Raw genomic sequence first — 13,073 nt, forward strand, 5'->3', positions numbered from 1 at the left:
ATCCCAGACTGCGGTTGCCGTACTAGGCAATCGGAAAATCGAAATAGGTGTCCGGATGGGGTTCGTCTTTCAGCGTGTAGTGCCACCACTCGCAGTCGTACGAGCTGAAACCGCAGTCCTCCATGATGGATCGCAGGTGTTGACGGTTTGTCGCCGCGACTGCCGTGATTCCTGCCGCGCCGTGATGGGAGACTGGATCCATCAGATCATGGTCGCCGCCCATGGAGGCAAGTTCGTCGGTGGCCAGGTGATAGAGGGTCAGGTCGACGGTGCTGCCCCGACTGTGGCCGGACCTGGCGGCCACGTATCCCCGTTCGAACATCTCGGGCCTGTCGATGTTCGGATAGTGTCGGAGCTTCGTCTGGCCGTCCTCCGGTTGCGCTGACCAGCGCAGGAAGCAGTCCACGGCGCGTTGCGGGCGGTAACCGTCCCAGAGAAGCAGGCCGAAGCCGAGGGACGCGGCCTTGTCCTGCGCTCCTTGCAGGGCCGCGCACAAATCCCTCGTGCCGACGATTCGGTTTGCCAGGTATCCATCCACCGGTTTGCCGGTGAAGTTGTCCCAGGTGGCGTACTTGGCGTCCCAGCGCATGCCGGGCAGAAGTTCGTCCACGAAGACGAAGTCGTCGATCATCGGATTTTCCCGGTCAGTGCCAACGAGATGATCCGGTCGATCACGTCGGCGAGGGGCAATCCCGCGGCCGCCATCATCCTCGGGTAGCGGCTGTACGAGGTCATGCCGGGCAGGGTGTTGACCTCGTTGAGGACCACGGTGCCATCTTCCGTGAGGAACATGTCCACCCGCGACAGCCCCCTGCATCCCAGGGCGCGATACACGGCCTTTGCCGCCTCCTGGACGTGCGAGCGCGCCGCCGCCGAGATGTCGGCGGGAACGATGTGTGTCGAGTTTTCGGAGCCGCTTTCGGGCGCGCTCTCCTGGTGGATTCTGAAAAAACCGTGCGACAGGGAAATTTGATCGACCTCGCCGGCGATCAGCTCCAGGTCGTTCCCCAGGATCGCGCATCCGATCTCGCTGCCGACGACGGCCTCCTCGATCAACACCTTCGAGTCGTACTTTCTCGCGGTCTCCACCGCGCTGTGCAGTTCTTCTTTGTGAGATACCTTGCTGACGCCGAACGAGGACCCCGAACGGGCCGGCTTCACGAAGACGGGATAGCTGAACTGGTCGGGATCGGGGTTCTCGTTCGCCGGGACGATCCGGAAATTCGGCGTCGAGATTCCCGCGCTGCTGGCGATGGCATACGTCAGTGACTTGTCCATGCACAGGGCGGAACTCTGGATGTCGCAGCCGACGTAGGGGATGCCGGAGAGTTCCAACAGGCCCTGTATCGCGCCGTCCTCGCCGAGCGTGCCGTGCAGGACGGGCAGCACGAGGTCTAGGCCGATCACCTCGTAGTGTCCCTGTTCCAGGACGAGCAGTCCGTGGACGCTTCGGTCCGGCGACAGCATGGCCGGACGGCAAGCGTCGTCCTCCCAGCCTGGGCCGGGGCCGTCGCAGAGCTTCCAGGCGCCGTCCTTCGTGATCCCGACGTAGAACGGTTCGTACTTGTCGGTGTCGAGGTTCTGTGCGACCTCCTGCGCGGACTTGACGGAGACGGGATGTTCTTCGGAAGTGCCCCCGAATACGATTCCGACCTTCAATCTATCCATGCTGCTTCCCGCCTTCGAAGTTCAAGCAGTTGATGAGACTGTTTTCGACGGTGTCGCTCAGGGCGTGGTCCGTGTAGTAGGCGGTGTGCGGGGTGACGAGCACATTCGGCAGTCTCTGTAGTTGCAACAGCGCCGTGCTTTCGATGGATTTGTTTCGGCAGTCGGCGTAGAAGATTCCCTCTTCGCCTTCGAGGACGTCCAACGCCGCGCCGCCCAGCCTGCCGCTTTCCAGTGCCGAGACGAGGGCCTCGGTGTCGAGAAGTGGGCCGCGTCCGGTGTTGATGACGAACGCGCCGTGTTTCAGCTGCGCGATACGGTGACGATTGAGGAGATGGTGTGTGCCCGCGTTGAGCGGCGTGTGGAGCGTGACGATGTCGCTCAGCTGGAGCAGTTCGTCGAGGGGAACGTAGTCGGCGGAGTTCTGGGGGCGACTGTCGTAGCCCAGCACCTGGCAGCCGAAGCCGCGCAGCCGGTGCATGACCGCCGCGCCGATGCGTCCTGTGCCGATGACCCCGATGGTCAGGTCGCGTAGTTCTTTCCCGCGTGCGTCGTTCAGCCTGTAGTCGTGGACGTCCGCGCGCCTGATGATGGACTGTGCGTTTCGCGCCAGCATCAGCATCAGCATCACCGTGTAGTCGGCCACGCTGTCCGGCGAATAGGCGACGTTCTCAACGGAAATGCCCACGCTCTCCGCGTATGCCACGTCGACGTGGTTGTATCCGATGCTTCGCGTGGAGATGTACGCAACGCCCACCCGGCTGAGCACGAGAAGGGTGGGGTTGGTGATCTGGGTCTTGTGGTCAACGCTGACGCATCGATTTCCGCGTGCCAGGTCGACGTTGGCCTCGGATACCGCGGCCTCGGTGATGGTCGGCAGGACGCCACAGCGAGGCGCCATCTCCCGGAACAAGGCTGCCTCGTCCCGTCCGCATCCATAGATCGTGATTCCCGTTGTCGGGACGACCGAAGGGGACGAGGGCGTCAGCGACCGGGCGCGGCGGGCCGCCGTTCGTGCTGGTTCGCTGTAGGGCATGCCGCCAAGTCAAACCAGCGCGGTGTTGCCGGCACGTATCTGGTTCTCGATATGCCGACAATATGTTACCGACGGGTAACGCGCGCGCGAGAGCGCGCGTTACCCGCTGCGTCAGACCGTGCGCGTCGGCGTGAAGGACATCGGCAGCGCGGCCACTCCCCGGATGAAGTTCGACGCCAGCCTCGGCACCGGCCCGGTCACCTCGAAGGACTCCGCCTGCGCGCGAAGCTCGGACAGCAGCGCCTGGATCTCCGCCCTGGCCAACTGCGCGCCGAGACAGAAGTGCGGGCCGAAGCCGAAGGTGACATGGCGGTTGGGGTCCCGGGACAGGGCGAAACTGTCGGGCTCCTCGAACGCCTCCTGGTCGAAGTTGGCCGAGGCGCACCACAACGTCACGGCGTCGCCTGCCGCGATCGGTTGCCCGCCAAGCTCGGTGTCCACGGTCGCCCTGCGCCCGACGTGCGCGACCGGCGTCGTCCAGCGCAGGATCTCCTCGGTGGCCGGCCCGACCAGCGCGGCGTCGGCCAGCAGCCGCCGCCACTGGGCGGGGTGCTCGGCCAACGCGAGCAGGCCGCCCGCCATCGACAGCCGCGCGGTCTCGTCGCCGCCGATGATCAGGTTGTAGCAGTTGAAGAGGACCTCCTCCTCGGTCACCGGACGCCCGTCGACCGTGCCGCCCACCAGCAGGCTGATCACGTCGCTGCCCGGTGCCTCCCGCCGCCGCGCCGCGAGCCGCAGGTAGTACTGCATGATCTCGCTGCGCGCGATCCGCACCTCGATCGACGCCTCCTCGGTGTGCTCGCCGAGCATCGCGCCGTTGGTCAGCTCGAGCACCCGCGCGCGGTCGGCCGCCGGGACGCCGAGCAGCTCGCAGATCGCCCGCAGCGGGACCTGGGCGGCGACCTCGGCGACGAAGTCGCCGCCGCCGCGAGCCACGAGCTCCGCGAGCAGATCGCGCGTCGAGCGGGCGATCGAGGCGGTGACGGGACCGAGCTGGCGCGGCCCGAAACCGCTCATCAGCAGGCTCCGCAACGCGAGGTGCCTCGGCCCGTCGGTGACTACGAGCATCTTGCCCGCGCCGTCGTCGCTCCCCTTGAGCAGGGTGGCGAGCATGTTGCCGCCCTGCGAGGAGAAGGTGCGGGTGTCGCGCAGGGCGCGCTGCACGTCGGTGTGCCGGGTGACCACCCAGAATCCGGGCACGGCCGCGCCGAGCGCCGGGTCGACGGGCTGCCACCGCACCGGCTCGTCGCGGCGCAGATCCCGCCAGACCCCGCGCAGGTCCTGTTCGGCGTGCAGGCGCGGATCGAGCAGGTCGACGGGGACCGTCATGCGCCAGCCTCCGCCTCGAACTCGTCCAGCAGCGAGGCGAGCGAGTCGTCCGGGGACGCGGCGGCGACGATGCGCGCCGCCAGCTCCGCGAGCGTGAGCTGCTCAAGGAACAGCTCGATGGACACGTCGATGCCGAACTCGTCGCTCAGCCGCCCGACCAGCAGCACCGCCGTGAGCGAGTCGCCGCCCGCCGCGAAGTACGTCTGGTCGAGAGCGGCCGGGCCGTCCAGGTCGAGGGCCTCGCGCAGCAGCACGCCGACGGCCGCCTCGGTGTCGATGTCCTGTCGTGCGGCGGTTTCCTCGGGCGCTTGGGCGCGGGTGATGGACAGCGCGCCGTGGCTCGCGCCGGCGAACGGGTAGGTCGGCACGCGCACCCGGCGCGCGCCGGGAACGGCGGGCCAGTCCACGTCCTCGCCGGCCAGCCACGCCTCGCCAAGCGGGTGCGTCACCCGCCGGCCGGTCCGCAGCTGCGTGACCGCGTCCGCGCGGTCGGCGGCCACGACGTAGCCGCGCACCGGTAGGGGAGTGCGCCCGGCGTGCAGGGTGTGCGCCACCTCGGCGATGTCCGGCCCGTCCCCGGTCGACAGCGCGTCCGCCATGGCGCTGGTGAGCGCGGCGAGTTGGGCTTCGGTGCGGGCGGACAGCGGCAGGACCTCGGCGTCGGCCCGGCGGGCGGCCGCGGGCCTCGGCGGCGCCTCGGCGAGGACCAGGTGCACGTTCGTGCCCCCGATGCCCACCGAGGTCACGCCCGCCAGCCTCGGGCCGTCCGCGGGCCGAGGCCAGTCGGCGCGCTCGTCGACCAGCCGGAAGGGCGTGGACCCCGACTGCAACTCGGGGTTGGCGTTGGTGACGTTGACGGTCGGCACCAGCGTGCCGTGCTCCACCATCAGCACGGACTTGATGAGCGCGGCGATCCCGGCCGCCGCGTCCAGGTGTCCGATGTTGGACTTGACCGAGCCGAGACCGACCTCGCGCGCGTCGCGGAACGCGGCCGTCGCCGCCGCCAGCTCGATCCGGTCGCCGAGCTGGGTGCCCGTGCCGTGCGCTTCCAGGTACTGGGCCGAGGCCGGATCGAGCCCGGCGGCGCCCCACGCCTCCACGATCGCCGCGGTCTGCTGGTCGACACCGGGCGCGGTGAAGCCGACCTTGGTCGCGCCGTCGTTGGTGACGGCCGTCCCCCGGATCACCGCCCGCACCGGATCGCCGTCCGCGAGCGCGTCGGCCAACCGCCGCAACACCACCACGCCGACGCCGTTGCCCGGCACCGTGCCTGCCGCCTTCTCGTCGAACGGCCGGCAGCGGCCGTCCGGCGAGAAGATCCCGCCGTCGGTGTAGAGATATCCGTTCCTGCGCACCGAATCCACGGCCACCCCGCCGGCGAGCGCCGCGTCGCACTCGCCGAGCAACAGCGCCTGCGCCGCGAGGTGCACCGCGGTGAGCGAGGTCGAGCAGGCCGTCTGCACGGTCATGCTCGGCCCGTCGAGCCCGAGCCGGTAGGACACCCAGGGCGCCAGGAACTCCCGGTCGGTGAGGATCCGCACCTGCATCGCGCCGATCGTCGCGGCCAGCCTCGGGTCGGTCGCGGCGGCGAACATGTGCTCGGTCGGGGAGCCGCCGACGTACACGCCGGTGCGCGCGGGCCCGCGCAACGGGTCGTAGCCGGCGTCCTCCAGCGCGGACCACGCGGTTTCCAGCAGCAGCCGGTGTTGCGGGTCCAGGGCGGCGGCCTCGGTGCGGTTGAAGCCGAACAGCTCGGCCTCGAAGCGGTCCGCGTCCGCGAGGAATCCCTTGGCTGGCACGTGGTTCGCGTGCCCGATCGCCTGCTCGTCCGCGCCGTCGGCGAGCAGCTCCGCCGAGGTGAACTCGGCGATGGAGCAGACGCCGTCGCGCAGGTTCGTCCAGTACTCGGCCAGATTGCGCGCGCCGGGGAAGCGTCCGCTCATCCCCACGACCGCGATCGCGCCGTCCTGGCCATCGGTCGCCTCGGTCATCGTTCGGTGCCCTTCCGGTTGCGGAGCCGTTGCGCGGCGGCCAGCCGGGTGCGGCGGTCGCCGCCTCGCCGGTCCGCTGCCGACGCGGTGGTGTCGGCGGCGGACCGGGAGCGGTCGAGGTGCGCGGCGAGCGCGGTGACGGTGGGATGGCGGAACAGGTCGACCAGGGACACGGTGTCCTCGTCGTACCGCTCCCGCAGCGCGGCCAGCACGGCGAGCAGCCGTACCGAGTTGCCGCCGAGATCGAAGAAGTTGTCGTGCACGCCGACGCGATCGACGGTCAGCACCCGCGCCCAGACCTCCGCGACCGCCGTCTCGGTCCCGCTCACCGGCGCGGTGTAGGCCAGCGGCAACGCGGGCCGCAGGGCAGGCGGTTCGGGCAGCAGCGCGCGGTCGATCTTGCCGGACCGGTTGAGCGGCAGTTCGTCAAGGCGGACAAAGACATCCGGCACCATGTAGCCGGGCAGCCGGTCGGCAAGGTCGGCGCGCAGTTCCTCGTCCGAGGCCGTGCCGACGGTGTAGGCGACCAGCCGCTGCTCGCCGCCGGTGCCGTGCACGGCGGCTGCGGCGACGGAGACACCGGGAACGGCCGCGAGCAGCGTCTCGACCTCGCCGAGTTCGATGCGGAAGCCGCGCAGCTTGACCTGGGAGTCGGTGCGCCCCAAGTAGTGCAGCACGCCGTCCGCGTCGATCCGGCCGAGGTCGCCGGTGCGGTACATCCGCGTGCCCGGCGCGCCGTGCGGGTCCGCAGTGAACCGCTCGGAGGTCATGCCGGGCTGCCCGATGTAGCCGCGCGCCAGCGACGCGCCGGCGAGATAGATCTCGCCGGTGACACCGACCGGCACGGTGCGCAGCCGCCCGTCGAGCACGTAGGTCCTTGCGCCGGGCACCGCGTGGCCGATGGGCACCTGTTCGCCTGGCAGGAGATCGGCCGTGGTGGCGTAGACGGTGGCCTCGCTGGGGCCGTACGCGTTGACGATGCGCCGCCCCGGCGCGCTGAGCCGCTCGACCAGCTCCGGCGGGCACGCCTCGCCGCCGACCGCGAGCGTGCGCAGGTGCGGCAGCGCGCCGCCGGCGTCGGCCGGCAGCAGCATCGCCGCGGCGGGCGGCAGGAACGCGTAGGTGATCGCGGAGTCCCGCAGCCGCGCGAAGAGCGCGTCGCCGAGCCGCTCGTGCTCCTGCGCGATGTGCAGCTCCGCGCCGGCGACCCAGGGGAAGAACAGGTCGGACACGGCCACGTCGAACCCGAACGACACGAACTGGAGGACGCGATCGTCGGCGGTCACGGGAAAGGCGGGCCGCACGGCGACGGCGAGGTTGGCCAGCGCGCGATGCTCGACGGCCACGCCCTTCGGCACACCGGTGGACCCGGAGGTGTAGAGGACGTAGGCGAGGTCGCGGGGTCTGGGCGAGTGCCGAGGCGCTTCGGGCACCGCCGAGTCGCCCAGCGGCAGCGTGAGCACGGCGACCCCGAGGCCGGCCGCCTTCGTCGAGGTCTCGGCGGAGGTCAGCAGCAGCGACATGCCGGAGTCGCGCACCATGTACGCGAGGCGCGCCTCGGGATGCGCCGGGTCGAGCGGCACGTACGCGCCGCCGGCCCGCAGCACGCCCAGCGCCGCGATCCCCATGTCCGCCGAGCGCGGCAGCAGCAGGCCGACCTGGACGCCGGGGCGCACCCCGTCCGCGCGCAGCCTGGCCGCCAGCGCGTCGGCGCGAGCGAGCAGTTCGCGGTAGCTGAGCCGGACCTCGCCGCAGACCAGCGCGGTCGCGTCGGGACGCTCGATCGCCTGTGCCGCAACCAGTTCCGGTACGAGCCGGTCGACCGGGGCGGCCAGCGCGGTGCGGTCAGTCGCGGCCAGCACGCCAGCGCGGTCGTCGGCGGGCACCAGGTCGGCCGAGGACAGCAGCAGGTCGGGGTCGGCGAGCACCCCGTCGAGCAGCGTCTCGAACCCCCGCCGCCAGGCGCGCACGGTCGCCGCGTCGAACAGCTCACTGCGGTAGATGAGGTGTGCCACCAGGTCGGAGCCCCACCGCTCGGCGTGCAGGTGCAGGTCGAACTTGGCGGTCTCCAGGTCGAGTTCGGCGCGGCGCACGTCCGCGCCGGCCAGTCGCAGCGCGAGGTCGGTGTCGTCGTCGTAGGCGAACACCACCTGCACCACCGGGTCGTGGCTCGTCTCGCGGGCCGGCGCGACCGCGTCGACGACCGCCTCGAACGGCGCGTCCTGGTACGGCCCCGCCGCGCGCAACCGGTCCCGCAGGCGGCCGACCAGGTCGCCGAACGACGGGTCGCCCGAGAGGTCCACCCGCAGCGCGAGGGTGTTGGTCAGCATGCCGACCATCTCCTGGAGTTCGGCGCGATCCCGGCCGGACACCGGGAAGCCGACCACCAGGTCCTCGCGGCCGGACAGCCTGCCGAGGAACGCGGCGTACGCGGCGAACAGCGTCATGAACGGCGTTGCGCCCCTGCTGCGGGCCGCCTCCATCAGCCGCTCGCGCACCTCGGGGCCGAGCACGAAGCGTTCCGTGCCGCCGGCCGAGGACCGCACCGCGGGCCGGGGGCGGGCCAGCGGCAGCGGCACCGTCTCCGGCGCGCCGCGCAGCTGCTCGGCCCAGTGCGCGACGGCCGGCCCGTACTCGCCGCGCGCGAGCCGTTCCCGTTGCCAGGCCGCGTAGTCCGGGTACTGGAGCGGCAGCTCCGGCGGCTCGTACGGGAGCCCCCGCAGCGCCGCCTCGTAGGCCGAGGCGAGGCCGCCGAGGATCACCTGGAGGGACCAGCCGTCGCAGATCAGGTGGTGCGCGACGAGCAGCACGCGGTGCGAGGCGTCGTCGACGGCGTACACCGTGCCGCGCAACAGGGGCCCGGTGGCCGTGTCGAACGGCCGGCAGGCCTCGGCGCGCATCCGCGCGTCCACCTCGCCGACCTGGACCCCCGTCTCCAGCCGGACGTCGGCGCGCCCGCCTGCCGAGACGAGCTGGACCTGGGTCCCGTCCTGCGCGGTTCGGAAGACCGTGCGCAGCGATTCGTGCCGCAGCACCAGTGCGTCCATGGCGGACCGGAACGCGGCGAACTCGAACGGCCCGTGCACGGTGAACGCGGCCGGCACGGTGTACTGCGCCGAGCCGGGGTCCAACTCGTCCAGCACGAGCAGCCTGCTCTGCGCGTCGGAGACCGGGAACTCGTACTCCTCGTGCGTCTCGACGTCCATTCCTGTGTCCACTTCAGCTCCCCCGCACAGCGGTGTCGAGGACGGCGCCGATGAGGGCCGCCGGCCCCGGATCGAATACGTTCCTGTGCCCGCAGTCCAGCTCGTGGACGTCGACGTCGGTCGCCACGTGTCGCCAGGCCGCGACCTTCGCGTCGGTCCCCTCGGACGGGTTGGTGTCGCGCGTCGCGGAGAAGAGCGTGAGGCGTCCGTCGAACGGTGCGGGCCGCCAGGCGCGCCCCACCCTGATGTGGTTCCCGCACGCGTCCAGCAGGGTGTCCAACGCCGTGTCGTCGAACGCGGCGTAGATGCCCTGGCCGCCCCGGATCAGCGCCAGCGTCTCGGCGCGGGCGTGCTGGCCGGACGGGATCGGCGCCTCGGGGGCCGCGTGCCGCAGGAACACTGCGTGCGCCTCCCGCGCGATCTCGGCGGGATCGAGCGGCCGCTCGGTGACGTCCTGCGGTTTCGGCATGGTGTCGAGCACGCCGAGCAGCCCGATCTCCTCGCCCGCGGCGCGCAGCTGGGTGGCGATCTCGTAGGCGAGCAGGCCGCCGAAGGAGTGCCCGATGAGGAGGTACGGACCGTGCGGCCGGACCGCGCGCAGGCGCGCCACGTGCTGCGCGGCCAGCTCCGCCAGCGTGTCCGGCAGGTCGCGATGTCCCTGTGCCGCGGGCGTTTGCAGGGCGTGCACCGGCCGACCCGGCGCGAGGTGCGGCAGCAGCGCGGCGAACGACCAGCCGAGGCCAGATCCGGGATGCACACAGAACAGCGGGGTGCGGTCGCCACCCGCCCGCAGGGTGATGATCGGCGCGAGCCCGTCGCCCTGGAAACCGTTGCCGCCCAACCGTTCGGCGAGCGCGGCCGGGGTGGAGGACTCGAACAGGGCCGCGACGGGGACCCGGACGCCCAGCGCCGACTCGACGCGCGAGGCCAGCCGCAGCGCGAGCAGCGAATGGCCGCCGAGCGTGAAGAAGTCCGTGTCGGGGGCGACCGTGTCGAGGCCGAGCGTCTCGGCGAACAGCGCGCACAGCGCCGCCTCGCGCCCGAGCTGCGGCCGACGCCCTGCCGTCGACGTCTGTTCGGGTTCGGGCAGGGCGGCCCGGTCGACCTTGCCGTGCGGGGTCAGCGGCACGGTGTCGACGCGCGTCCACGTCGACGGCAGCAGGTGCCGGGGCAGGGCGCGTGCGGCCTGCGCGCGGACCGCGTCGAGTTCGGCGCCGTCGGCGAGGACCAGGTAGGCGGCGAGGGTCTTGCCGCCTGCCGGGCTCCTGCGTGCGGCGACGACGGCCCGGACGACGCCGGGGCAGCCGGCCAGCGCCGCCTCGATCTCGCCGGGCTCGATCCGGTAGCCGCGCACCTTGACCTGGTCGTCCGCCCGACCGACGAAGTCGAGGGCCCCGCTGGGGACGCGGCGGACCAGGTCTCCGGTTCGGTACATGACCGCGCCCGGCAGGCCGTGCGGATCGGCGACGAACCGCTCGGCGGTGAGGTCGGGCCGCCGCAGGTAACCGAGCGCGAGCCCGGACCCGGCGACGTACAGCTCGCCGACCGTGCCGTCCGGCACCGGCCGCAGCCAGGGGTCCAGGACGTGGGCCGCGGTGTTGTCGAGCGGCCGCCCGATGCCCTCGGTGCCGGCCGTGGCGAACACGGTGGTCTCGGTCGGGCCATATCCGTTCACCACAAGGGTTTCCGGGCAGTGCGCCCTGACCAGGGCGATAGCCTCCGGCGAGACCACGTCCCCGCCGGTCCACACCTCGCGCACCGCGCCGAGCACCTCGGGCGCGAGTTCCGCGATGGTGCGGAACAGTTCCGCGGTGAGCCAGAGGGCGGTGATGCCCTCGTCGGGCAGGACGCGCTTGAGGACGTCGGGTGTCACCGCGTCGTCCCGGGAGACCACGACGGTCCCGCCGTTGAGCAGGGGCACCCACACCTCGTAGGTGGCCGCGTCGAAGGTGTGTGGGCTGTGGAAGAGGACGCGCTGGTGCGCGCCGCCGCGAAAGGCCGAGTCGGCGGCGAGTTCGACGACGGCCCGGTGCGGCGCGACGACGCCCTTGGGTTCGCCGGTCGATCCCGAGGTGTACATGACGTAGGCGGCATCGTCGGGTCCGACCGGACCGGGGGCGGCGGCCGGCGCGTCGCCGTCGTCGGTCAGACCAAGCACGCGCACCGACTCCGGCGACCGGAGTCCCTTGTCGGCCACCGCGAACCGGGTGCCGGCGGACTCCAGCAGCCGGGCAAGCCGGTCGTCCGGCTGGGCCGGATCGAGGGGGAGATAGCAGGCGCCCGCCTTGAGCACGGCGAGCTGCGCCACCACCAGGGACAGGGAGCGCGGCAGCACCACGGCCACCGTGTCACCCCGGCGCACACCCGCCGCCGCGAGCCGAGCGGCCATGGCGTCGGACTCCGCCGCCAGTTCCGCGTAGCTCAGCTGCCCCTCGGCCGCCCGGACCGCCGGCGCATCCGGTGCGGCGGCCACCCACTCGGCGAACCGCGCCGGCACGGTGGCCGCCCCGGTCGCCTCACGCGCCGGGCCCGCGCCTGCCGCCAGCAGCGCGTCGCGCTCGGACCGGGGCAGCACGTCCAGCGTGCCGACGCGGCGGCCCGGGTCGCCGGCCAGCTCCTCGAACGCCCGTTGGGTCCGCGCCGCCAACACCTCCGGCGCGATGCCTCGGCGGCAGCTCAGCCGCAGCAGCATCCGCTCGCCGGCGACGACGGCCAGCGTCACGGGGTAGTGCGTCGCGTCGTGCGCGTCCACCAGCCGCACGCCGGTCTCGGTCGGCGCGGCGGTGCGCGGGTAGTTCTCGAACGCCAGCACGGTGTCGAACAGCTCGCCGACACCGGCCGCCCGCTGCACCTCGGCCAGCCGCACGTGATGGTGCGGGGCCAGTCGCAGCTGCTCGTCCTGTATCCGTGCCACCAGGTCGCGGACCGACTCGGTTGCCCGCAGCCGCACCCGGACGGGCAGCGTGTTGATGAACAGGCCGACCATCTGCTCCACGCCGGGAAGGTCGTGCGGCCGGCCCGAGACGACCGCCCCGAGCACCACGTCCGAGGTCCCGGTGGTCCGCGCCAGGACCAGCGCCCACGCGGCCTGCACGAGGGTGTTGAGGGTGACGCCGCACTCGGCGGCGCGTCGACCGAGCGCGGCGGTCAACCCTGCGGGCAGCTCGACGTCCAACACGGCCGGCTCGTCCGCCGGGTCGCCGGGATCGGCTGAGGTCCCGAGCAGCACCGGGGATTCCAGGCCCGCCAGGGCATCCCGCCACGCGGCCTCCGCGGGCCCGCGCTCCTGGCGGTGCAGCCAGGCGAGGTACTGGCGGTAGGGCACGGGCGGTGGCAACGGATCGCCCGCGCACAGCGCAGCGAGGTCCCGCTCCAGCACGGGAAGCGACCAGCCGTCCAGCAGGATGTGGTGGAACGTCAGGAGCAGCTCGTCCCGCTCGTCTCCGCGCACCAGCGTGCCGCGCACCAGCGGCGGCCGCGTCAGGTCGAAACGCAGCGCCCGGTCCTCGGCCAGCAGCCGCGGCACGTCGCCGCCCTCGACCTCGCGCCACGGCACCGTGACGTCGAGCGGAACCAGCTGCACCGGCTTGTCCAGCCGCTCGTGCCGGAAGCAGGCCCGCAGGTTCTGGTGCCGCGCCAGCAGCGCGGTCACTCCGTCCCGGATCGGCACCCCGTGCGCCACCAGGAACCTGGCCTGCACGAGGTATGGATCGGGCCCGTCCTCGTGCCGCAGCGCGTGGAAGAACAGGCCCTCCTGCGCGGGGGACAGCGGCAGCACGTCCGCGATGCGCGCGTTCACAGGCTGCCTTCCAGTGATGCGAGTTGGTCCTGGGACGGCTCGACGAG

General features: G+C 72.0%; 7 protein-coding genes. All 7 read right to left on the reverse strand.

What is annotated here, in order from left to right; genetic code table 11:
- Positions 1 to 22 precede the first annotated feature (22 nt).
- On the reverse strand, positions 23 to 631 hold the full coding sequence (gene vanX / locus F0L68_RS26780; RefSeq protein ID WP_149852585.1) for a D-Ala-D-Ala dipeptidase VanX: 609 nt from the start codon (positions 629 to 631) through the stop codon (positions 23 to 25).
- Entirely contained in the window at positions 628 to 1,668 is a 1,041-nt protein-coding gene (gene vanA, locus F0L68_RS26785) for a D-alanine--(R)-lactate ligase (protein WP_149852586.1), read from the reverse strand. The genes vanX and vanA overlap by 4 nt, the downstream gene beginning before the upstream one ends.
- The gene (vanH, locus tag F0L68_RS26790; protein ID WP_149852587.1) at positions 1,661 to 2,701 is read right to left on the reverse strand and encodes a D-lactate dehydrogenase VanH; all 1,041 of its coding nucleotides are present in this window, start codon (positions 2,699 to 2,701) and stop codon (positions 1,661 to 1,663) included. The genes vanA and vanH overlap by 8 nt, the downstream gene beginning before the upstream one ends.
- 111 nt (positions 2,702 to 2,812) lie before the next feature.
- On the reverse strand, positions 2,813 to 4,030 hold the full coding sequence (locus F0L68_RS26795) for a cytochrome P450 (protein ID WP_149852588.1): 1,218 nt from the start codon (positions 4,028 to 4,030) through the stop codon (positions 2,813 to 2,815).
- The gene (locus F0L68_RS26800; RefSeq protein WP_149852589.1) at positions 4,027 to 6,021 is read right to left on the reverse strand and encodes a type I polyketide synthase; all 1,995 of its coding nucleotides are present in this window, start codon (positions 6,019 to 6,021) and stop codon (positions 4,027 to 4,029) included. Before F0L68_RS26800 ends, F0L68_RS26795 begins: the two co-directional genes overlap by 4 nt.
- On the reverse strand, positions 6,018 to 9,239 hold the full coding sequence (locus tag F0L68_RS26805; RefSeq protein ID WP_149852590.1) for a non-ribosomal peptide synthetase: 3,222 nt from the start codon (positions 9,237 to 9,239) through the stop codon (positions 6,018 to 6,020). Before F0L68_RS26805 ends, F0L68_RS26800 begins: the two co-directional genes overlap by 4 nt.
- 1 nt (position 9,240) lies before the next feature.
- Entirely contained in the window at positions 9,241 to 13,026 is a 3,786-nt protein-coding gene (locus F0L68_RS26810) for a non-ribosomal peptide synthetase (protein WP_188316851.1), read from the reverse strand.
- Positions 13,027 to 13,073: the final 47 nt, after the last annotated feature.

It is taken from the genome of Solihabitans fulvus (assembly GCF_008386585.1).
Lineage (GTDB): Bacteria > Actinomycetota > Actinomycetes > Mycobacteriales > Pseudonocardiaceae > Solihabitans > Solihabitans fulvus.

Coding starts and splice junctions, on each gene's coding strand:
- vanX (WP_149852585.1), bottom strand. CDS start 631: ATGATCGACGACTTCGTCTTCGTGGACGAACTTCTGCCCGGCATGCGC.
- vanA (WP_149852586.1), bottom strand. CDS start 1,668: ATGGATAGATTGAAGGTCGGAATCGTATTCGGGGGCACTTCCGAAGAA.
- vanH (WP_149852587.1), bottom strand. CDS start 2,701: ATGCCCTACAGCGAACCAGCACGAACGGCGGCCCGCCGCGCCCGGTCG.
- F0L68_RS26795 (WP_149852588.1), bottom strand. CDS start 4,030: ATGACGGTCCCCGTCGACCTGCTCGATCCGCGCCTGCACGCCGAACAG.
- F0L68_RS26800 (WP_149852589.1), bottom strand. CDS start 6,021: ATGACCGAGGCGACCGATGGCCAGGACGGCGCGATCGCGGTCGTGGGG.